The sequence below is a fragment of the Pseudomonas tumuqii genome, assembly GCF_013184545.1.
Lineage (GTDB): Bacteria > Pseudomonadota > Gammaproteobacteria > Pseudomonadales > Pseudomonadaceae > Aquipseudomonas > Aquipseudomonas tumuqii.
This window is the reverse complement of the sequence record NZ_JAAOJA010000003.1, coordinates 523,007-541,364: the sequence shown is the minus strand read 5'-3', so window position 1 is coordinate 541,364 and position 18,358 is coordinate 523,007. Positions and strand designations below refer to the sequence as shown.

The 18,358-nt window shown below is 63.7% G+C and carries 17 protein-coding genes and 1 tRNA gene; 6 read left to right on the top strand and 12 right to left on the bottom strand.

Features of this window, described 5'->3' with window-relative positions:
* The first annotated feature begins 29 nt into the window (after positions 1 to 29).
* Positions 30 to 1,958, top strand: a complete 1,929-nt coding sequence (locus tag G9C89_RS08880) for a transglycosylase SLT domain-containing protein (RefSeq protein WP_172147496.1) — start codon at positions 30 to 32, stop codon at positions 1,956 to 1,958.
* A gap of 81 nt (positions 1,959 to 2,039) precedes the next feature.
* Here G9C89_RS08880 and G9C89_RS08875 read toward each other — a convergent pair whose 3' ends face one another.
* Positions 2,040 to 2,843, bottom strand: coding sequence for an MOSC domain-containing protein (locus tag G9C89_RS08875; RefSeq protein WP_172147495.1), 804 nt, complete (start codon positions 2,841 to 2,843; stop codon positions 2,040 to 2,042).
* Between G9C89_RS08875 and G9C89_RS08870 the strand changes: the two genes are divergently transcribed.
* The gene (locus G9C89_RS08870; protein WP_172147494.1) at positions 2,842 to 3,327 is read left to right on the top strand and encodes a DUF1499 domain-containing protein; all 486 of its coding nucleotides are present in this window, start codon (positions 2,842 to 2,844) and stop codon (positions 3,325 to 3,327) included. The genes G9C89_RS08875 and G9C89_RS08870 overlap by 2 nt on opposite strands.
* 16 nt (positions 3,328 to 3,343) lie before the next feature.
* Here the strand turns inward: G9C89_RS08870 and G9C89_RS08865 are convergent, their stop codons facing one another.
* The 8 genes from G9C89_RS08865 to G9C89_RS08830 form a co-directional block, all read right to left on the bottom strand.
* A complete protein-coding gene (locus G9C89_RS08865) occupies positions 3,344 to 4,279 on the bottom strand; it encodes a chemotaxis protein CheV (RefSeq protein WP_172147493.1) in 936 nt (311 codons plus the stop codon).
* Positions 4,280 to 4,409: 130 nt separating this feature from the next.
* Complete coding sequence (gene yegS, locus G9C89_RS08860) at positions 4,410 to 5,306, bottom strand: lipid kinase YegS (RefSeq protein ID WP_172147492.1); 897 nt, start codon at positions 5,304 to 5,306, stop codon at positions 4,410 to 4,412.
* 121 nt (positions 5,307 to 5,427) lie between these two features.
* Positions 5,428 to 6,762 carry an ATP-binding protein gene (locus tag G9C89_RS08855; protein WP_172147491.1) on the bottom strand — a complete coding sequence of 445 codons (1,335 nt, stop codon included), beginning with the start codon at positions 6,760 to 6,762 and terminating at the stop codon, positions 5,428 to 5,430.
* Between the two features lie 25 nt (positions 6,763 to 6,787).
* Positions 6,788 to 7,405 (bottom strand): chemotaxis protein CheC, encoded by a 618-nt coding sequence (locus G9C89_RS08850; RefSeq protein ID WP_172147490.1) that lies wholly within the window; start codon positions 7,403 to 7,405, stop codon positions 6,788 to 6,790.
* Positions 7,406 to 7,765 carry a response regulator gene (locus G9C89_RS08845; protein ID WP_256674137.1) on the bottom strand — a complete coding sequence of 120 codons (360 nt, stop codon included), beginning with the start codon at positions 7,763 to 7,765 and terminating at the stop codon, positions 7,406 to 7,408.
* A gap of 159 nt (positions 7,766 to 7,924) precedes the next feature.
* Positions 7,925 to 9,484, bottom strand: coding sequence for an FGGY-family carbohydrate kinase (locus G9C89_RS08840; RefSeq protein ID WP_172147488.1), 1,560 nt, complete (start codon positions 9,482 to 9,484; stop codon positions 7,925 to 7,927).
* A gap of 79 nt (positions 9,485 to 9,563) precedes the next feature.
* On the bottom strand, positions 9,564 to 11,141 hold the full coding sequence (locus tag G9C89_RS08835; protein ID WP_172147487.1) for a glycerol-3-phosphate dehydrogenase/oxidase: 1,578 nt from the start codon (positions 11,139 to 11,141) through the stop codon (positions 9,564 to 9,566).
* 2 nt (positions 11,142 to 11,143) lie between these two features.
* Positions 11,144 to 12,739 (bottom strand): FAD-binding oxidoreductase, encoded by a 1,596-nt coding sequence (locus G9C89_RS08830; protein ID WP_172147486.1) that lies wholly within the window; start codon positions 12,737 to 12,739, stop codon positions 11,144 to 11,146.
* Positions 12,740 to 12,864: 125 nt separating this feature from the next.
* Here G9C89_RS08830 and gliR point away from each other — a divergent pair, with 125 nt between their 5' ends.
* Complete coding sequence (gliR, locus tag G9C89_RS08825) at positions 12,865 to 13,887, top strand: AraC family transcriptional regulator GliR (RefSeq protein WP_172147485.1); 1,023 nt, start codon at positions 12,865 to 12,867, stop codon at positions 13,885 to 13,887.
* A gap of 37 nt (positions 13,888 to 13,924) precedes the next feature.
* Here gliR and G9C89_RS08820 read toward each other — a convergent pair whose 3' ends face one another.
* Positions 13,925 to 15,139, bottom strand: coding sequence for a molybdopterin molybdotransferase MoeA (locus G9C89_RS08820; protein WP_172147484.1), 1,215 nt, complete (start codon positions 15,137 to 15,139; stop codon positions 13,925 to 13,927).
* On the bottom strand, positions 15,136 to 15,675 hold the full coding sequence (moaB, locus tag G9C89_RS08815) for a molybdenum cofactor biosynthesis protein B (RefSeq protein ID WP_172147483.1): 540 nt from the start codon (positions 15,673 to 15,675) through the stop codon (positions 15,136 to 15,138). The genes G9C89_RS08820 and moaB overlap by 4 nt, the downstream gene beginning before the upstream one ends.
* Positions 15,676 to 15,743: 68 nt before the next feature.
* On the opposite strand from moaB, the gene mobA reads away from it, so the two are divergent.
* From mobA to G9C89_RS08800, 3 genes are all read left to right on the top strand, one after another.
* On the top strand, positions 15,744 to 16,328 hold the full coding sequence (gene mobA / locus G9C89_RS08810) for a molybdenum cofactor guanylyltransferase MobA (RefSeq protein WP_172147482.1): 585 nt from the start codon (positions 15,744 to 15,746) through the stop codon (positions 16,326 to 16,328).
* Positions 16,329 to 16,428: 100 nt separating this feature from the next.
* The gene (locus G9C89_RS08805; RefSeq protein ID WP_172147481.1) at positions 16,429 to 16,650 is read left to right on the top strand and encodes a YgdI/YgdR family lipoprotein; all 222 of its coding nucleotides are present in this window, start codon (positions 16,429 to 16,431) and stop codon (positions 16,648 to 16,650) included.
* A 154-nt stretch (positions 16,651 to 16,804) separates the two neighbouring features.
* Positions 16,805 to 16,881, top strand: a tRNA-Pro gene (locus tag G9C89_RS08800).
* A 282-nt stretch (positions 16,882 to 17,163) separates the two neighbouring features.
* On the opposite strand, the gene G9C89_RS08795 is transcribed toward G9C89_RS08800, so the two are convergent.
* Positions 17,164 to 18,045 carry a chemotaxis protein CheV gene (locus G9C89_RS08795; RefSeq protein ID WP_172147480.1) on the bottom strand — a complete coding sequence of 294 codons (882 nt, stop codon included), beginning with the start codon at positions 18,043 to 18,045 and terminating at the stop codon, positions 17,164 to 17,166.
* Positions 18,046 to 18,358 lie beyond the last annotated feature (313 nt).

Genomic DNA, 18,358 nt, shown 5'->3' with positions numbered 1-18,358 from the left:
CCTCTCCCATTTGTTTACCCGGAAGTGTCATGCGCGGTCGCCTGTTTCGCCTGTTTTCCTGCTTGATCCTCTCTGCCGCGGCAACCGCAGCAGCTCAGGCTGCCAGCCTGGCCCAGCAACGCCAGTACTATGACGAAGCCAAAGCCGCCCTGGCCAAAGGCGACAAAGGCCCTTACCAGCGCTATGCCAACGCCCTGCGTGATTACCCGCTGGAGCCTTACCTGGCGTATGAAGAACTCACCGCCCGGCTCAAATGGGCCAGCAATGACGAGATCGAAAAATTCCTCGCCGAGCATGGCGACCTGCCGCAAGCCAGCTGGATGAAGTTGCGCTGGCTACGCTGGCTGGCCGAGCGCGGCGAGTGGCAAACTTTCATCAACCACTATGATCCTGCACTGAACTTCACCGAACTGGATTGCCTGTATGGCCAATATCAACTGGGCCACGGCATGCTGGCCGAGGGTTCTGCCACCGCCGAGAAGCTCTGGCTGGTCGGCAAGTCGCAACCCAATGCCTGCGATCGCCTGTTCGAGCAGTGGGCAACCAAGGGCAAACTCACCGAAGAAATGCGCTGGAAGCGCGCCAAACTCGCTGCCGAAACCCGCAACTATGGCTTGGCCAGCTACCTGGTCAAGGGGCTGCCGACCCTGGGCAACCACGGCAAGCTGCTGCTGGAAGTCGCGCAGAAACCGCAAATCCTCAGCCAAACCGCTCGTTTCAGCCGCAACGATCAGGCCATGGCCGATGTCGTGGGTCTCGGCTTGCGTCGCCTGGCCCGGCAAGATCCGGAGAAGGCCCTGACACTGCTGGATGGCTATGCCCAGCGCATGAAGTTTTCCAGCGACGAAAAAGTCGCCATCGCCCGTGAAATCGGCCTGACCCTGGCAAAACGCTTCGACGCGCGCGCACTCAAGGTGATGGCCCAGTACGACCCACAACTGCGCGACAACACCGTCAGCGAATGGCGTGCACGCCTGCTGCTACGTCTCGGCCGCTGGGACGACGCACATCAGTTGACCCGCCAGATGCCTGCAGAGTTGGGACAGACCAACCGCTGGCGTTACTGGCAGGCGCGTAGCCTGCAGTTGGCCCAACCCAACAGCCAGGAAGCGCAAGCGCTCTACCAGGGGCTGGCCAAGGAGCGTGATTTCTACGGATTCATGGCCGCCGACCAGGTCAAGGCGCCCTACCAACTGAACAACAAGCCGTTGCAACTTTCACCCAAGACCCTGCAGAAAGTGCGCAACGCCGCTGGCATTCGTCGCGCCATGGAATTCCACGCGCGCGGCCAGATCGTCGATGGCCGCCGCGAGTGGTACCACGTCAGCCGCCTGTTCAGCCGTGACGAGCTGGTTGCCCAGGCCCGCCTGGCATACGACATGGGGTGGTACTTCCCGGCGATTCGCACCATCAGCCAGGCGCAGTACTGGGACGACCTGGACGTGCGCTTCCCCATGGCCCACCGCGAACCGCTGACCATCGAGTCGAAGAAACGCGGCCTGCACTCCAGCTGGGTATTTGCCATTACCCGCCAGGAGAGTGCCTTCATGGCCGATGCCAAGTCCCCGGTCGGCGCCATGGGCCTGATGCAGTTGATGCCGGCGACCGCCAAGGCGACCGCACGCAAATTCGGCATCCCCTTGAGCAATCCGAACAATGCCCTGCTGCCGCATGTGAACATCCAGCTCGGCGCCGCCTACCTGAGCCAGGTCTACGGGCAATTCAACGGCAACCGCGTGCTCGCCTCCGCCGCCTACAACGCCGGCCCTGGCCGGGTACGCCAGTGGTTGCGCGGCGCCGACCACCTGGCCTACGACGTCTGGATCGAGAACATTCCGTTCGATGAAACCCGTCAGTATGTACAGAACGTGCTGTCTTATTCGGTGATCTACGGACAGAAGCTCAACGCCCCGCAACCACTGATTGCCTGGCACGAGCGCTATTTCGACGATCAGTAGGTTTTCGCTGCAAGCCAAGCAAGATGGGGGGCTCAGGCAGCCCATCGCGCTTGCAGCTTATGGCCTGCTAAAGGGTGTGGATTACTCCAACACCTCAACCGCCATACCGAGCTGCAGCTCGCCGCCGCCCTGGTTGATCAGATTCTGGCCGAAGTACAGCTCGCCATCACGGGCGCGGTAGGTCTTCAGCGTGGTCAGCGGTTCACGGTCGGCACTGCGCTCGCCGGTCAGCGGGTCCAGGGTTGTGAGGATGCAGCGCGTGCAGCCCTTGGCTACACGAAACTCGATGCCGCCAATGCGGATACGCCGCCAACTGTCTTCGGCATAGGCCGCACTGCCCTCGACCACCAGATTCGGCCGGAAACGCAGCATTTCCAGCGGCCGGCCAACCCGCGCCGACAAATCATCCAGCGAAGCCTGGCCGATCAACAGCAGGGGAAAACCATCGGCGAAGCCGACCTTCTCCGCCGCGCTGAGATTACCCGCGATATAACGGCCGCGCTCGGCGGGCACATGCACCAGGCGACAGGGCTTGCCGATAAAGCGGCTCAACCACTCGGCTGCCTCATCGCCGGCGTCCGGGACATAGAGGCTGTCGCTCCAGATAAACACCCCGCGCAACGCTGCATCGGCCGTCGGCAAGGGCACCTCGAGCGCAGCAAAACCGGGCGCACTTAGGGTCAGGCCACCCGCAGCAGTGTGCCGCGCCAGCAGTTGACTCATCTGCGGCAAGGCCCGCTGGGTAAGAAAGCGCCCATTCTGTGCATCGACTAACATCCAGCGACGGTCACCGACCACGCCCAGGGCATCCAGCTGAATTGCAGTCAGCGGTTCGGCGATGGCGGACTTCAGTGGATAACGGTACAACCCGGAGAGACGTAACATGAGCCAGCTTCCCGTTCGGCAAAAAGCCCTTATACGAGTAACCCGGCGTACTCACAAGCCCATATTGGCGTTGGCTCTGGCGGTCCTGCTGAGTGCCTGCAGCGGCAGCCCGCCGGACAACCTGGGCGTGCACGACGGGCGCCTGGCGCCCTGCCCGGAGTCACCCAACTGCGTCAGCAGCCAGGCCAGCGACGAGGCGCATCGGGTCGAGCCGCTGCCGCTCAAGGGCAGCCCGGCGCAGACCCAGGCACTGCTGGTCAAACTATTGGCCGACGAACCCCGCGTGCGTCTGATCGAACAGAGCGCGGATTACCTGCGTGCCGAATTCAGCAGCCAGGTGCTGCGTTTCGTCGATGATGTGGAGTTCCTGATTGGCGAGCAGGCCGTCGATGTACGCTCGGCCTCGCGCCTGGGCTACTCGGATCTGGGGGTCAACCGCAAGCGCATCGAGCACCTGCGTCAACGCCTCGGCGAGCAACTGTAGCGGCTACCGGGCCGCCCTACGCGCGGGGTTCATCCAGCATCAAGCGTTCGCGGATCACGTCGACCAGTTTGTCCGGCTGGAACTTGGAGAGGAAGTTGTCGCAACCGACCTTTTTCACCATGGCCTCGTTGAAGCTGCCGGACAGCGAGGTATGCAGCACCACGTAGAGATCCTTCAGGCGCGGATCCTGACGGATCTCGGTGGTCAGGCGGTAGCCGTCCATCTCCGGCATTTCCGCATCGGTGAACACCATCAACAGCTTGTCGGTCAGCACCTCGCCGGCATCCGCCCATTTCTTCAGCATGTGCAGGCCTTTCAGACCATCGGTGGCCACATGCATCTTCAGGCCCAACTGCGACAGGGTCTCGCGCAGCTGCGCCAGGGCCACACTGGAGTCGTCCACCAGCAGCACCTCACGCCCGCGCGCACGCTCCAGCAGCGGATCGGCCAGGCGGTCGCCGGATATCTTGGCGTTGTAGGGCACGATCTCGGCCAACACCTTTTCCACGTCGATGATTTCCACCAACTGCTCTTCGACCTTGGTGATCGCCGTCAGGTAATGCTGGCGCCCCGCGCCACCCGGTGGCGGCAGGATGGACTCCCAGTTGAGGTTGAGAATGCGATCGACGCCGCCCACCAGGAACGCCTGCACCGAGCGGTTGTACTCGGTGACGATGATGGTGCTGCGCTCATCCGGCACTATCGGGCGCATGCCGATGGCTTGCGACAGGTCGATCACCGGCAGGGTCTGGCCACGCAGATTGACCACCCCGCAAACAAAGCGATGGCGGTGCGGCATCAGCGTCAGCTTGGGCATCTGCAGGACTTCCTGCACCTTGAACACGTTGATCGCGAACAACTGTCGCCCAGCCAGGCGGAACATCAGGATTTCCAGGCGGTTCTCGCCCACCAATTGGGTACGTTGATCCACCGAGTCGAGAATGCCAGCCATTGCGCGCTCCAAATTGTTGTTATCGAATCCAGTTACAGCAAGGCTATCGGCAAGGAGCGACAGCGCTGAAGCCGACCAGGCGCCATCTTGCACGAGCCGGCGCAGCGGTGCCAGCCAAGTGCCAGCGACATCACTCGCGCAGCAACGGCGAATCCACCGGCAAATGCACCCGCAATGCATGACGCCGCGCGGAAAACCGCAGTCGCGAGCTTTCCAGCGGCTCGCCATCCAGATTCACATCCAGACCTTCCGGCGCCTCGATCTCCACCCAGGGCAAGCGCGCGCTGAGGGCGACGCTTTGCAAGCCATTGATCCCGCCGGCCAACAAGGTGCCCAGGGTGCCAACCACATCCTCCGCGGCTGGGACTATGCAGACATCCAGCAAACCGTCATTCACTCGCGCATGCGGGCAAAGCAGATGCCCGCCACCGGCCTGTCGCCCATTGCCAATGCCCATGGCAATGAACTCGCCCTCCCAGAGGAAATCCGGCCCACTGAAGCGACCAAAGGCCGAACGCACCTCGGCAAAGCGGGTCAGGCCGGTGAGAAAATAGGCCGCGCCGCCGAGCAGGCGCTTGAGGTCTTCGGAGGTGTTGGCGGTGACATTGGAACCGAAACCACCCGTGGCCATATTGAGGAAAAGCTGACCATCGACCTCACCCAGGTCAATCGGCTGCGCCGGCGTATCCAGCAACGCCAGGGCTTCGAATGGAGTCAATGGCAGCCCCGCGGCATTGGCGAAGTCGTTGGCGGTACCCAGCGGCAGTAGCACCAGGCTGGCCTCGGTCTGCGCCAGCGCCATCGCTTCGGCCACCTCGCGCAACAGACCGTCACCACCGCCGGCGATCAGCGTCGGATAGCCGGCCAGCAGCGCCTCGTTGACCAGCCGACGGGCGTCACCCGCCTCCCAGGTGACCCGCACGTCGAGCTGCCAGCCATCCTTACGGCGCGTCTCCACCGCGGCGCGCACCTCTTGGTTGCCGGCTTGCTTGCCGTGCAGGATCAACAATGCCTTGCGTTCGCTCATAACCAGCGCCTTGGAAGCCAATCGGATCGAGACTGTGTGGACAACGAAAAGCCGGCAAAGGTGCGCCAGCACGCAAACGCAAAATAGTGCCTGCCTGTCAGCTCGCCCAATGCAGCACGCATCACTCGCCCGCGGGCAGATCGACCGCGCTATCGCCCTGCGGCGGCTGACAGAGTGGTAGCCAGACGGTGAACACGGCGCCCTTGCCGGGTTCACTCTCGACTTCCAGGCGGCCATGGTGTTTGGCCACGATGCTGTAAGACACCGACAGGCCAAGACCGGTGCCTTGCCCGACCGGCTTGGTGGTGAAGAACGGGTCGAACAAGCGGGTCAGATTCTCCGGGGCAATACCACTGCCACTGTCGCGCACCCGCACGAACACCCAATCATCCTGGGCGCCGGTTTCCAGCCAGATAGTGCCCTGCCCCTCGATGGCATGAGCGGCATTGATGATCAGATTCATGAACACCTGATTGAGCTGCGAGCCGAGACACTGCACGGGCTGCAATTCGCCGTAGTTCTTGACCACCTCGGCCTTGAACTTGATCTCGTTCCAGATCACGTTGAGCGTGCTGTCGAGACCCTTGTGCAAATCGGCCTCCTGCCAGTCGCCCGAGTCGATATGGGAGAAGTCGCGCAGATCCTGGACGATCTGCTTGACCCGCTCCAGGCCCTGGCGTGACTCACGCACCAGATCGGCCATGTCGCTGCGCAGAAAATCGTAATCCAGCGCCTTGTTGGCCTGCTCCAGCTGCGCGCGCAAGGCTGCATCCTGATGTTCGGCTGCCAGCGCCTGATAGCTCTCGATCAGGTGGAACAGATCACCGACATAACGCTCCAGGCTGCTGAAGTTGGAATAGACGTAACCCACCGGGTTGTTGATCTCGTGGGCAACGCCTGCGGCCAACTGGCCGATCGCTGCCATTTTCTCCGACTGCAGCAGTTGCGCCTGGGTGTCCTCGAGCTTGCGAATCAGGCGTGTCTGCTCGCTCTGTTCGGCGCGCAGCAGTTGATTGAGCTGCTCCAGTTGCAGGTGCTGGGCCGCGGTTTCGGTGGCATCGGAGATGGTCAGGCAGACATATTTGACGGTGCCCGCGGCCTCCACCATCGGCGAGAAGGTGCAATTCTGGTACATCATTTCGGTCGAGCCGGTGATCGGCCGGCTGCCGGAGAAACTGAACAGGTGCGGGCGTTGCTGCCAGGAGGTGAACGCCAGGTTGTGCAAGGCGAACACCCCGTCGACCTTCTTCTGCACCCACAGCCGTGGCAACTCCGGAAACAGCTCGAACAGCGACCGCCCCCTGACCTCATTGCAGTCCTTGCCGCTGTGGATCGCCATGAAATCGTTCCAGAACGCTACCCGGTACTGGCTATCGAGCAACAAGACGCCGAGGTTGATGCTCTGCAGCACCGCCACCAGCTCCGCGGGCAATACTTCTCCTGGTGCAGACGTCATCTCGCATCCTTATTCCGATGATCTACTAGATATCACTCAGCAACTGATCGATCACTTCGATAACGGTGCCCACCGTGTCTTCGGTGATGCACACCAGCAGATCACAATAGAAGCTGTGGGTCGCCACTTCGAAATGGATCTCCAGCACCAGCGCCTGATGGCCACGCAACTCCTCGGCGCCGAGTACCTCCTGCAGCGAACGCCCACGCGACAACAGCGAGGGCGAACCGTAACTCACCTTGATATCGACCTGCTGCGCCAGACCATTGATACAGGCCCCGGTCAGGATATTGGTGACGTCCAGCATCAGCTCATCCTGAATGCTGTGTTTTTCCAGACCTTCATAGCCCATCAAGTCGGCCAGTTGATCGGCACCATTCACGCCAAAGCAGACCATCACCTCGCCGCGCAGGCGACCGAGAAAGGACTGACGGGTGATGATGGCCGGCTGACTGGCGATCGTCAGCTGATTCAGCAGGCTGGTATTGGTCACGTCGACGGCATGGATGCAGGGGACTGACAGGGTGACGAAGGTTTCGGTCAAGCGGGCCAGGCGATCAGCGCCCTGGCCCATGGCCACGTTCATCAGTTCCTGCAAGGCATCGCGCTGCTCTTCATTCAAGTTCGCCAGTTGGCTGCTCATCTAGATCAGCCCTACTTCATACAGCGCCGCCTGCATGGCCTCGGAGGTAATCGGTTTCTTGACGAAGGCCGCCGCCCCCAGATCGCGTACTCGCTGCTGGGCTTGCGGCTGGATATCGGCGCTGATGACGATGACGACGGCATTGGCATCCTCGCGCTTGAGTTGCTCCAGGGTACGAAAACCGTCCATCACCGGCATGGTCAGATCGAGAAAGATCACCTCGGCATGGCCGGCATGGAATGCCGCCAAGGCTTCCTCACCGTTAGCGGCCTGGGTCACGACCGCCTGCAATTCCGCGGGCAGGGCTTTGAGCACCAGTTTTCGTGACATCGCCGAATCATCGACTATCAGTATTTTCAAGCGAGCGTTCCTCTGCTTCTTCTTATGATTCTTATGGCATCGCGTACAGCGCGTGACAGTATGCTGCATGGCCAGCCTATCACGGTTGCCACTTGCACCTTAGCCAAGCCCCGGCCTTTTGCCATGCGGCACGCTCAAGCCTGCCAACTGGTCCGCGGCTTAGGCCGGATAGCCGGTGATCGCGCGAATCCGCAGATACAGCGGCTTGAGCTGCCGGTACATGTGCAGGTAGACCTCGCGATACAGCTGCTCATAGATACGCTGCGCCGCCGGATTGGGCACGAACACCTGGCCGACCCGGGTCATGGCTGCGATGGCACTGGGAAAATCCGGGTGCAGGCCGAGGCCCACCGCACAATCGATGGCCGCTCCCAGGCCAGAGGTTTCGTAGACATGCGGACGCTCGGCTGGCAGGCCGAAGATATCGGCGGTCAGCTGCATGGCCGCATCGCTCTGCGAACCGCCACCGGAGACGCGCAGACGGGTAATTTTCGTCCCCGAGCGTTTCTCGATCCGCTCCTTGCCCTGGCGCAGGGCATAGGCCAGGCCTTCGAGAATGGCGCGATAGATATGCGCGCGGGTGTGCACATCGCCAAAGCCGATGATCGAGCCCTTGGCCTCCAGGCCAGGCTCGCTAATGCCCGGCGACCAGTAGGGTTGCAGCATCAGGCCCATGGAGCCGGCCGGCACCGCGTTGACCAGTTCGTCGAACAACGCCTCGGGCTCGACGCCAAGCGCCTTGGCCCGCTGCATTTCGCGCTGACCGAACTGCTGCTTGAACCAGCTGACCATCCAGAAGCCGCGGTAGATCATCACCTCGGTGTTGAAGTGAGCGGGAAGCGCCGCCGGGTATGGCGGGATCAGCGCGATGGTTTCCAGATACCTGCGTCGCGTGGTGTTGATGGTCGCGGTGGTGCCATAGGACAGGCAGGCAATATGCGGCTCCAGCACACCCGCGCCGAGCACTTCGCAGGCCTTGTCGGCACCCGCGGCGATCAACGGCAAACCCTCGGGAATACCGGTGTGGCGGCTGGCCGCGGCGCTGATGCTGCCGAGCTGTTCGCCCGGCTTGCAGAGCTCCGGCAACTGCTCGCGGCGCACCGCTATGGCCTGCCACTTCCAGTCACGCAGCGCAGCCCACTTTAGTCGCCTGTAATCGAACGGCAGGTAGCCGACGCAGCAGGCCAGCGAATCGACGAAGCGCCCGCACAGGCGATGGCTGAGAAACCCGGAGAGCAGCAGGACTTTATCGGTTTGCGCGCAGATCTCCGGCTGGTTCTGCGCGACCCAGTTGACCTCGGCCTGGGCGCGAAAATGATCGACCGCCGCTTGCGCGCCGAGCAGCTTGAACAGCCAGCCCCAGGGCCCCTTGATCCTGCCGCGCACCTCGGCCTGACGCTGATCGAGCCAGAGGATCGCCGGGCGCAGTGGCTGGCCCAGCGCATCGACATGGATCAGCGTGCCACGCTGGGTGGTTAGCGCCACGCCCTTGATCAGACGGCGGTCGATATCCACCGCCGCCCACAGCCGTTGACAGGCCTCGCCGAGGCTGGCCCAGTAATACTCCGGGTCCTGCTCGGCCCAGCCGGGCTGAGTGGAATAATAGGCCTCGAGTTCCACCTTGCCCTTGCCGAGCAGATTGCCCTGCAGGTCGAACAACAGCGCACGCACGCTCTGGGTGCCGTTATCGATGGCCAGTAAGTAGCTTTTTTCGCTCAAGACAGAGTCCTTACAGTTAGTCGAACTCGCGCAGGGTGCGCCGTGCGCACCGACCGTCAGATGGTGCGCACGGCGCACCCTACCTGGCTGGCAGGCTGTAACACCTGCGCCAGAGCGCCAGGTAGTCACGCTCCTCCTGCTGCCAACGCTCGTCGCTCCAGCCCAGGCGCGCCTGACACAGCGCGCGGATGCGCGGCAGCTCGGCCTTGGCGCCTTCAGCCAGCAACAGCCCGAGCCGGGTGCGACGCAGCAACAGATCGTCCAGGTGCAGCACCAGCTCGCTCTGCGCCGCCCAGGCCAGTTCCACCCAGAGCGTATCGCTGCCGGCCACCCGCTCGCTGCCGACCTCATCGAGCAACGCCAACAACCCCGGCAGCTCGCGGCCATGCCGGCCGGCCAGACGCCGCTGCTGGCTGGGGCTGAGGGTGGGCATCGGCGGGAGCACGCCGGAACGAAAGATCTCGCTGCCTTGGTCGTCCAGCGCCCGGCCGAGCATCTCGGCGCAGGCCCGCAGCACCTCCAGAGCCAGCAGACGGAAGGTGGTCAACTTGCCGCCGGCCAGGGTCACGCAACCGGGCTCGATCCACAGCGCATGCTCACGCGTCTCGTCCGAGGGTTTACGCCCGCCGGCACCATCGCTGACCACCGGCCGTACCCCGGCCCAGGTTGACAGCACGTCGCCAGCCGTGATTGCCGCACTGGGAAATTGCTGGGCGCAGGCCGCCAACAGGTACTCGAGCTCCTCGGCGCTGATTCGCGCCTCCTGATCCAGCGGCTCGGAATGATCGAGATCGGTGGTGCCCACCACGGTCGCGCCTTCCCAGGGGAAGACGAATACCGGGCGCCGGTCCGTGCCATGCATGAAGCTGAAGGCGTGCGCCACCGGCAGACGCCAGGTCGGCAGCAGCAGATGGCTGCCGCGCAACGGCCGCACATGCTCGCTGGATGTCGCACGCAGCTGGTCCGCCCAGGCGCCGGTGGCCTGAGCCACGACCCGGCTGCGGAAACTGAACCGCCGGCCGCTGTCACTATCCTCGCCGAGCAGGCCAACCACCCTGCCGTTGTCGCGCAGCAGTTCGATCACCTTGACCCCGTTGAGCGCCTCGCCACCATCGCCGCGCGCCTCGCCCAGCACACGCATGACCAGGCGGGCGTCATCGGTCAGCGCATCGAAGAAGCGCGTGCCGCCGAGCAGACCGTCTTGCTTGAGGCCCGGCGCCAGATAGCGCAGCTCCTGCAGCGGGTAGTACAGATGGTTGCGCTTGCCGGCCAGGGCGTCGTACAGCGCCAGCAGCCCGCCAAACACTTTCGGCCCGGGAAACTGGCCCTGGTAATGCGCCATCACGAAGCTCAGCGGATCGACCAGGCCGGGGGCCTCCTGCAGCAGGCGCTGACGCTCGCGCACCGAGTCGCGGGTCAGTCTGAGCTGGCCCTTGGCGATATAACGCAGGCCGCCATGGACCATCTTCGACGAGCGGCTGGAGGTGCCCCAGGCGAAATCGCGCTGTTCCAGCAGCAGGCAGGTCCAGCCGCGCCGCGCCGCCTCGCGCAGAATGCCGGCGCCGCTGATGCCGCCACCGATGACGATCAAGTCCCAGTCGCGCGCGGCCAGCCCGGGCAGCGCACGCTCGCGCCAGGCGGCGTTCCAGGCCGGCATGCTCATTGCTCGAGCAACACGCCGGGAGCCAGGCGCTGCTCCGGGTCGAAGTGCGCGGACAAGGCCTTGAGCGCCGCCATGCCCAGCTCGCCCTTCTCCCGTACCAGATAGGACGCGTGGTCGCGGCCGACGCCATGCTGATGACTGATGGTGCCGCCGTTGTCGACGATGGTCTGGCTGGCGGCGTGCTTGAGCGTTTGCCAGCGCGCCATGGCCTGCTCGTAGCTGTTGCCGGGGCGGAACACGTAGGTGGTGTAGATGCTCGATCCCTCGCCGTAAACGTGGGACAGATGGGTGAACACATGCACCCGCTCGCCCTCGTCACCCAGGCCACCGCGCAGGCTGGCCTCGACCTTGTTCAGCAGGCTATCGACATTGCTCCAGTCGGTGGCGGTTTCCAGGGTGTCCACCGCGTAGCCGGCGCTCCACAGACCATGGCGCAGATAGGGGAAGCGAAAGCGGTTCTCCGCCCACTTCTTGCCCAGCAAGGTGCCACTGAACACGCCGCCAAAACCCTTGAGCAGCCGCTTCGCCTGCTTCAACGAGGCGCCATTCTGCGTACGGCTGCCGGTGACGCCGAAAGTCAGCATGCACTTGCCGTCGCGGGCGCCGCGCAGGGCCAGGTACTTCTCCAGCCAGGCGATTTGTTGCGGATGACCGGCCAAGGCCAGTTGAGTACGGGTTTCGCTGGCATTGGCCAGCCGCAGCATCGACAGTGGCACGCGCGCCTGGGCCAGGCGGCGGATACCCGCCAATGCCTGCTGCCAGTTAGGCATGAACACCGCGTAGAAATGTTCCTGTTCGGCCAGGCGACTAATACGCACCTTGACCTCGGAGATGATGCCGAAGCGCCCTTCCGAGCCCATCAGCAGCTCACGCAGGTCGGGACCGGCAGCCGAGGCCGGAAAGCTCGGAATCGCCAGGGTGCCGGCGAAGGTCTCGACCTTGCCGCCGGCAAACAACTGCTCGATGCGCCCGTAGCGCAGCGACTGCTGGCCACTGGAGCGGCTGGCGACCCAGCCGCCGAGGGTCGACAGCTCCCAGGATTGCGGAAAATGACCGAGGGTGTAACCACGGGCGCGCAACTGGCTTTCCACCTGCGGCCCATTGGCGCCGGGGCCGAAGGTGGCGATCAGGCTGTCGTCGTCGACCTCGATCAGCTTGCCCATGCGTTCCAGCGACAGGGTCAACACCGGCTTGTCACTGGCTTGCGGGTTGATATGCCCGGCCACCGAGGTGCCGCCGCCATAGGGGATCACAATCAGATCCTGCTGGCTGGCCCAGGCCAGCAACTGGCGGATCTGCGCGGCGCTCTCCGGGAAGGCGACCCCGTCGGGAAACACGCCGAACTCGCCGGAGCGCATCGCCAGCCAGTCCGCCAGGCTCTGGCCGCGAGCGTGACGCAGCCGCGCCTCGGCGTCCTGGCTGATCAGCGGGTGGGCCGGCAGACGCGAAGCTGGCACCTTGGCCAGCACCTGCGCCAGGCTGGCATCGGCCAGCGTCTGACCGGGGCCGATCAACTCGGCAAGAAAGGCCTCGCCATGGCTCGGCAATTCCACCACTGTTGCCTCATCGCCCCAGCCGTTCCAACGTCGCATCAGCCTCTCCCCTGGATATTTCGGTCGCCATCATTGACTGCCTATACTAGCCAGCCGTCGCCCGGCGTCACTGTCGGATCGGGACAGGCGCTGTCGCCAATCGAGCCATTGCGAATAAGAAGTCTATGCACAATCTCGGCTACACCTCGGTTCCCGCCCTGCTCAAATACCTGCGCCACGCCGAACAGCTGGGCCTGGATATCGACCAGGCGCTGGCGGCGGCCGGCGTGCAGGCCGAAGATCTCGCGGACAACAGCAAGCGCATTGCCGGTGCAGTCCACCAACGCCTGCTCCAGCACCTGATCGAGGTCTCCGGCGACCCGCTGTTCGGCCTGCATTGCGCGCGTTTCGTGCAACCCGGTTCCTGGAGCGTGCTCGGCTATATCACCATGAACTGCGCCACCCTGGGCGAGGCCATGAGCCGGATCGTGCCCTACGAAAAACTGGTGGGCGATATGGGGGTGAGTCGGATCGAGGCGACCGCCGATCGGGTCAAGCTGATCTGGAGCTGCCGCCATGAGACCGCGCTGGTTCGCCGGCACATGGTCGAGGACGTCCTGGCGTCCTGGCTGCTCTACGCGCGCTGGATCGCCGACATGCAGCGCTCGCCGCAGGAAGTCTGGTTCGAGCATGCCCTGCCTGCGGGCGTGGACAGTGCCGAGTACAGCGCGGTGTTCGGTTGCCCGGTTCGCTTCGAACAACCCTGCAGCGCCCTGATCGTGCCGCTGGAATACCTCGACATGCCGCTACGCCAAGCCGACGCCAACCTGCTGCGCACCCTGGAAGAACATGCCCTGACCCTGATGGCCGGCCTGGATGACGACGAAGCGCTACCGCAGCGGGTCAAGAATGCCCTGCGCCTGCTGCTCAAGGATGGTCTGCCGCGCAAGGAACGCGTGGCGGAAAAATTCAACATGACGCTGCGCACCCTGCAGCGTCACCTGCAGCAGGCCGGCACCAGCTACCAGCAGATCCTCGATCAACTGCGCCAGGAACTGGCCGAGCACTACCTGCTGCGCAGCGACCTGGCGATCCAGGACATCGCCAGCTACCTGGGTTTTACCGAGGCGCGCTCCTTCCACCGCAGCTTCAAGGGCTGGACCGGCCAGACTCCGGGCGAGTTTCGCGAGAGCCGGCGCAAACCGTAGATGGGTATCGCTGCGCTCAACCCATCCACATAGCCACCTACCCGAGAATCTCGCTCAGCGGGATAAAGCGCAGGCTGTCGCCCTCGGCCAGGGTCGTGCCTTCCAGCACCTCGGCCAGCCCCTCGGCCCAGGCGGCGCTGCGCAATACGCCGGAACTCTGGTTGGGGTGCAGCACCACGCGGCCATGTTCCAGACGCGCCCGCAGGTACTCGCGGCGCTTGCCCGGCTTGTTCCAGGCGAAACCGGCCGGCAGCGCAAAACCCAGCGGCTCGACCCGCTGCACACCCATGCGGCGCAGCAGGTAGGGGCGCGCCAGCAGACCGAAGGTCACCAGGGTCGAGGCCGGATTGCCCGGCAGGCCGATCACCGGCACGCCGCGGAACTGCCCGCAGGTCAGCGGCTTGCCCGGCTTGATCGCCAGCTTCCAGAGGGCCAGCTCGCCCTCTTCGCGCAGCGCCACACCGAGAAAATCCGCCTCGCCCACCGACACTCCGCCGGTGGACAGGATCAGATCGACATCGCTCAGCGCCGCCAGAGCCGCGCGGGTCAGCTCCAGGTCGTCGGCGAGGATGCCGCCATCCACCACCGTGCAGCCGAGGCGCTGCAACCAGGCCATCAGCAGGCGGCGATTGCTGTTGTAGATCTGCCCCGGCCCCAGCGGCAAGCCCGGTTCGACCAGCTCGTCGCCGGTGGACAGCACCGCCACCCGCAGACGCCGACGCACGCTCAGTTCGGCGCTTCCCAGCGAGGCCGCCAGGCCCAGTTCGATCGGCCCGAGGCGCGTTCCCGCCGGCAACAGGTGGTCACCGACACGGGTTTCCTGACCTTGGGCCCGGATGTTCTGGCCGAGTCGCAATGGCTGGCTGAAACGCACCCGGCCATCGGCCTCGACCACCGCGTTTTCCTGCATTTCCACTGTATCGGCACCCGCCGGCAGCGGCGCGCCGGTGAAGATCCGCGCGCAGCTACCGGGTTGCAGCGGCTGCGGCGCGTTACCGGCCTGGATCCGCTGGCTAACCGTCAGCGGCTCGCCCGTCCAGTCGGCCAGGCACAGGGCATAACCATCCATCGCGCTATTGGCCCAGGGCGGCAAGTCCAGCCCGGCAATCAGCGGCTCGGCCAGCACCCGCCCAGCGGCGTCGGCCAGGCCGACCCGCTCGTTGTCACTGATCGGCATCGTCTCGGCCAGGGCCAGCAAACGCTGGAGCGCCGCCTCGACCGGCAACAGGCCGGGTTGTTCACCACCGCTCATCCGCGGCGCTCGCAGGCAACCGCCTGCTTCAGATGCGGCACGAAATTGCACGGCCGATGGCGGGCGTCGAGCTGCTCGCCGAGGATGCCGTCCCAGGCGGTGCGACAGGCGTTGGTCGAACCCGGCAGGCAGCACACCAGGGTGCCGTTGGCCAAGCCGGCCAGCGCGCGCGACTGGATGGTCGAGGTGCCGATATCGGCCACGGAAATCTGCCGGAACAGCTCGCCGAAACCGTCCACCTGCTTGTCCAGCAGACAGGCCACCGCTTCGGGGGTACTGTCGCGGCCGGTGAAACCGGTGCCGCCGGTGATCAGCACCACCTGCACACTGTCGTCGGCGATCCAGGTCGCGACCTGGGCGCGGATCTTGTACAAATCGTCCTTGAGCAACACCCGCGCCGCCAGGGCGTGTCCAGCCGCCTGCAGACGGTCGACAAACAGCTGACCGGAGGTGTCGGTTTCCTGGGTACGGGTATCGCTGACGGTCAGCACGGCAATATTCAACGGCACGAATTGCGCCTCGGCCTTGTGGTTCATGGCAGGCTTCCAGTTGTCTGAGAGAGTGCGCGATGTTATATCACAAGCCCACCTCTGGAGGCTCTGCCATGCCCGCTACCACTGCTCTGCCGGCCTGTTCCGTACTGCTGTTGTGCGGCGGACGCGGACAACGCATGGGCGGCCGCGACAAGGGCCTGATCGAGTGGCAGGGCCGCCCACTGATCGCCTGGCTGCATGATCTGGTGCGACCGCTCAGCGACGACCTGATTATCTCCTGCAACCGCAACAGCGAACGCTACAAGCCCTTTGCCGACCGCCTGATCGCGGACGACGACGAGCACTACCCGGGTCCGCTGGCCGGCATCCGCGCGGGCCTGCAAGCGGCCCGCCACGACTATTTGCTGGTGCTGCCGTGCGATACGCCCCTGCTCGACCGCGCCTTGCTCGAGGCATTACTGGGCAAGGCCGGCAGCCAACCGGTCATGGTGCGTCAAGGCGACTTCTGGGAACCCCTGTTCAGTCTGATCCCCAAAGCCCTGGGCAGCACACTCGAAGAGGCATGGCTGGCCGGAGAGCGCAGCCCGCAGCGCTGGCTCTGCCAGCATGATCCCATTGCCGTCGTTTGCCCGCCCAACGACCCGCGCCTGGCTAACCTGAACACCCCGGAACTGCTCGCGCAGGTCAGCGAATAAGCACCGAGCGTTTTCCACACCCTCTGAGCACTGAACTTGGCCGCCAATTTCCCGTCTGAGACTAAGTACACAGCCCCCTATAAACACAAGGAAACACGTCATGACTCAGCGGACTCTTCCCGCATGCCTGCTCGTTTTGGGCCTAGCCGCACTAGCAGGTTGCGCATCGCCATCGGTCATCACCCTGAACGATGGTCGTGAAATCCAGGCCATCGACACCCCAGCGTTCGATGATAACTCGGGCTTCTACGAATTCGAACAACTCGACGGTAACCGCGCCAAGGTCAACAAGGATCAAGTGCGGACCATCCAGGAGCTGTAAGCACGACCTGCGCTCAGGCGGTCACTTGAGCCATTTAGTGACCCCTGGAGGCAGGCTAAGAACCAGAAGTACTCATAGAGCGCACTGCCGCTGGAAAAAAATATCAGCCTAACCCCTTGTGCAACAAAACTTTTTCAGTAAAATGCGGATTATTCGGAGTGTAGCGCAGCTCGGTAGCGCGTCTCGTTCGGGACGAGAAGGTCGCAGGTTCGAATCCTGTCTCTCCGACCAGATCCCAGTTTCACCCTGCCTCGTTCAGGTACTGAAACAAGCAAAACAAAGCCCGCCTCGTGCGGGCTTTGTTTTGTCTGGCTGAATCGTCCTGCCTCCCCGCGGAGCAGAAGCGGACTGGACTCGCCCTGCGGGCCAGCCTTCGGCTGTTACTCCGCTTCGCTACGTTGCAAAGCCGCAAAGCCGCAAAGCCGCAAAGCCGAGCGCAATGGTTTTTCAACGGCCTGTCAATTGGTACCTAAAACGCACCTCGGCAGACCCGGCGTGCGCCGCATTACCCTCTCAAAGGCTCTGAAACGCGTGCAGTAGCGCCTTGCTCAAGTCCACGGTGGAAAACTTGGTGAGCACATCGTTGGCGCCTACAGAACGGGCCTTCTCGGTGTTCATGGTGCTGTCCAGCGAGGTGTGCAGCAGCACATAGGTCTGACCGATGTCGCTGCGCTGACGAATTTCCCGGACCAGGCTGTAACCGTCCATCTCCGGCATTTCGATATCCGAGACCAGGACTTCGATCGGCAGGCCAGCCTGGTGCTGGGTAAGCAACACGTCCAGCGCACTCGCGGCGCTTCTCACCGCCTGACAATCCAGATCGAGCTTGCGCAGCGTGGCCAGGGTTTGCTGCAAGGCCACATGGGAGTCGTCCACCACCAGGACACGACGACCGCGCAGCAGTTTGCGCTCGGCCTCCGTGAGCAACTGCTCGTCGACCTCCTCCGGAAGTGTGGGAGTGATCTCGTGCAGGACTTTCTCGATGTCGAGAATCTGCACGATGGCGCCATCGATCTGGGTCACTCCGGTTATAAAGGCTCTCGCCCCGGTGCCGACCGGTGGCGGGCGCACGTCGCTGGTGGAGCACTGGACGATGCGCTCGACACTTTGCACCTGCAGCCCCTGCCGCGAACGGCTCAGTTCGGTGACGATCAGGCAACCATCCCGGCTGTCAGTCTCCCCGCGCTCGCCGATTGCCCGCGCCAGGTCGACCACGATCAAGGATGCACCGCGCAGGGTTGCCACGCCGCGCACATGGGGATGGCGATTGGGCAACTTGGTCAATGCTGGACAAGGAATGATCTCCTGAACCTTGAGCAGGTTAATGCCTAACAACCGGCCACTGTGCAAACGGAACAACAGCAGCGATAACGCATCCCCCAGTACCACACTCATCAACCACCCTCCGCTTCGAATTCAGACCCGAACACGCTCAAAGCCTAACAGTTGAGCCTGATCCACCCGACAAAAATTACCTGACGACCCACCCGGCTCAGCGCTTGCCTGCGCAGCGGTCAAGGCACCATCCCGAGTCCAGTCGCGCTCACTCAAGCCAAGTGAATCGTTCTCTTGTAGCCCGGATGCATTCAGGCACACGGCTAGAAGCCGGCCAAGGCGCGCAGGAAAGGGCGTAATCAAGGCAAGTTGAACCGTTATCGACCGACATCGCCGAAACTAAATACTCAGCGGTTTTGAAAATACCGAACGC

Coding starts and splice junctions, on each gene's coding strand:
- G9C89_RS08880 (WP_172147496.1), top strand. CDS start 30: ATGCGCGGTCGCCTGTTTCGCCTGTTTTCCTGCTTGATCCTCTCTGCC.
- G9C89_RS08870 (WP_172147494.1), top strand. CDS start 2,842: ATGAGCCAGCTTCCCGTTCGGCAAAAAGCCCTTATACGAGTAACCCGG.
- G9C89_RS08875 (WP_172147495.1), bottom strand. CDS start 2,843: ATGTTACGTCTCTCCGGGTTGTACCGTTATCCACTGAAGTCCGCCATC.
- G9C89_RS08865 (WP_172147493.1), bottom strand. CDS start 4,279: ATGGCTGGCATTCTCGACTCGGTGGATCAACGTACCCAATTGGTGGGC.
- yegS (WP_172147492.1), bottom strand. CDS start 5,306: ATGAGCGAACGCAAGGCATTGTTGATCCTGCACGGCAAGCAAGCCGGC.
- G9C89_RS08855 (WP_172147491.1), bottom strand. CDS start 6,762: ATGACGTCTGCACCAGGAGAAGTATTGCCCGCGGAGCTGGTGGCGGTG.
- G9C89_RS08850 (WP_172147490.1), bottom strand. CDS start 7,405: ATGAGCAGCCAACTGGCGAACTTGAATGAAGAGCAGCGCGATGCCTTG.
- G9C89_RS08835 (WP_172147487.1), bottom strand. CDS start 11,141: ATGCCGGCCTGGAACGCCGCCTGGCGCGAGCGTGCGCTGCCCGGGCTG.
- G9C89_RS08830 (WP_172147486.1), bottom strand. CDS start 12,739: ATGCGACGTTGGAACGGCTGGGGCGATGAGGCAACAGTGGTGGAATTG.
- gliR (WP_172147485.1), top strand. CDS start 12,865: ATGCACAATCTCGGCTACACCTCGGTTCCCGCCCTGCTCAAATACCTG.
- G9C89_RS08820 (WP_172147484.1), bottom strand. CDS start 15,139: ATGAGCGGTGGTGAACAACCCGGCCTGTTGCCGGTCGAGGCGGCGCTC.
- moaB (WP_172147483.1), bottom strand. CDS start 15,675: ATGAACCACAAGGCCGAGGCGCAATTCGTGCCGTTGAATATTGCCGTG.
- mobA (WP_172147482.1), top strand. CDS start 15,744: ATGCCCGCTACCACTGCTCTGCCGGCCTGTTCCGTACTGCTGTTGTGC.
- G9C89_RS08805 (WP_172147481.1), top strand. CDS start 16,429: ATGACTCAGCGGACTCTTCCCGCATGCCTGCTCGTTTTGGGCCTAGCC.
- G9C89_RS08795 (WP_172147480.1), bottom strand. CDS start 18,045: ATGAGTGTGGTACTGGGGGATGCGTTATCGCTGCTGTTGTTCCGTTTG.